1 pseudogene is annotated in these 1698 nt (G+C 60.4%); it reads right to left on the bottom strand.

The features are described from left to right. Positions 1-9: 9 nt before the first annotated feature. A pseudogene (locus tag EOD29_RS30550) lies at positions 10-1636 on the bottom strand (ISL3 family transposase). Positions 1637-1698: the final 62 nt, after the last annotated feature.

The raw sequence follows: 1698 nt of genomic DNA, 5'->3' as shown, positions 1-1698 counted from the left end.
GGTTCTTCCTCAATTTGTGTGGCGCGGTGGCAGCATACGTGCCCTCAGTAGTTCGGGACCTGCCCTGCCGTACATAGCCCGCTTGAGGGTCTTGAGGCGATTGATCTGGCCTTCGGCCTGTCCGTTGCTCCAAGGTAGCTCAATGGCGTTGTTGACGGCATCGATGTCTCTGCGCAAAACACGGGCGAACCGCATGATCGGAATGAGGTCGGAATCGATTGCATCGTCGATCCACGCGTCCAGTGTTTCCGACTTCTTGCTGCGAAGGATTCCGTTGAAGCGCATCGCCAGGCGTCGCATTTCAGCGAATGCGTCAGATCTCTGCTTCAGGGCATCGACCTTTCTTGCTTGCCGATCTGTCAGCAGGCCTCGTGGCTTGATGCAAAGCGCCGCAGCCACGACCGGCGAAATCGCATGTCCGGTATCCGGATCTCGAACGGGTTCCAAGCTGGGCGCCGTGGGAGGAATATCATCAACGCGTTCTCTTTCGGCACACCGCCAGGCTCCCAGCAGGCGCTCCAGATTGGAGAAGCTGCCGGTGTAGCCGCGCTGCTTGACGTCATGAAACAGATGCCGTCCGCAGCGGTTCCCTTCCTTCCAGCATTCGGCAAGGAACGTTTCAAAGTACCATGGTGACGTGGGGTTCAATGCTGCTCGCCGCCTATCTGGCAGAGCCTTGAATTTGAGCCACTTCGCCACGCTGCGACGTTCATAGCCGGTCCGTCGGGCGATCTCGCTGTAAGTCAGACCCTTCTGGCGCAAGGCGTGGAGCATTTCGAATATCTCCTGGCGAGATTGCCTATGCGCGAGACGAGCGCGCCGGCGATGTGTCGCAGCGTCGATGATGGCGTCCTCGGACAGGATGGCTCTTCCTGAAGCACTGCCATGAAAGCTCATCTGTTCCTCGATTGCCGTACGAAGGTTTTGGACCAGATGAAACCGATCGGCTACCTGCCGGGCCTGCGGTGCGCCTTCACGGACGGCCTGCGCATACAGACCGCAGCGGTCTCGGCTGACGATCTCGACGGAGGGATGGTTCAGCAGCCACTTGGCTGCACTATCGACGCTGCGGTCGTCCAGAATGTCGACAACCGAGCGACGCTCGAGATCGACCATGATGGTCCCGTATCGTGTCGCGCGTCGCCAGCTCCAGTCATCGATGCCAACCACCCGGATCTCGGAGGCGCAGTGAGCAACCGCGGCATCACGCTTCAGTTGCCGCAGGATGGTGTCGTCGCTGACCGGCATGCCGAGCCGTTGCATGAGGCGCTCGCCAGGACGGCCGCCCGTGCTATGGCCGAGCAGGCCGACAATCTCCACGACCCTTGTCGTCCGGCGCGCATTAGGGGAAGCAACCGTCGGCAGTCGGTCGGTGAACGTTTGTCGTTCACATTTCTCATGTGCGCATCGCCAGCGGCTCAGCAGGAGCCCTCACCGTCACAGCCTAACCCTGGACCGGAAGGTCCTGAAGGCTGCGGCTGGACCACCCATGCCGATTTCGGCTTCGCCGGCCACAATCGGGGCAAATGCCGATCGCTGGTCCGGCAGCGGAAACAACCCAACTGTCATCATCAGTGAGCTCGACGCCCAGAACTTTGACCCCTGGGCCGGGCGACCATTTTGATTTCGTTCGCATGCCCGCCCATTAGCGATCTTGCCGCTAACAGCCGATGAACCACACAAAGTGAGGAAGAACCC

Origin of the sequence: Mesorhizobium sp. M1A.T.Ca.IN.004.03.1.1, from assembly GCF_003997555.1 — a bacterium.
Classification (GTDB): Bacteria; Pseudomonadota; Alphaproteobacteria; order Rhizobiales; family Rhizobiaceae; genus Mesorhizobium.
The sequence above is the reverse complement of the archived record's forward strand: the minus strand, read 5'-3'. Positions and strand labels throughout refer to the sequence as shown.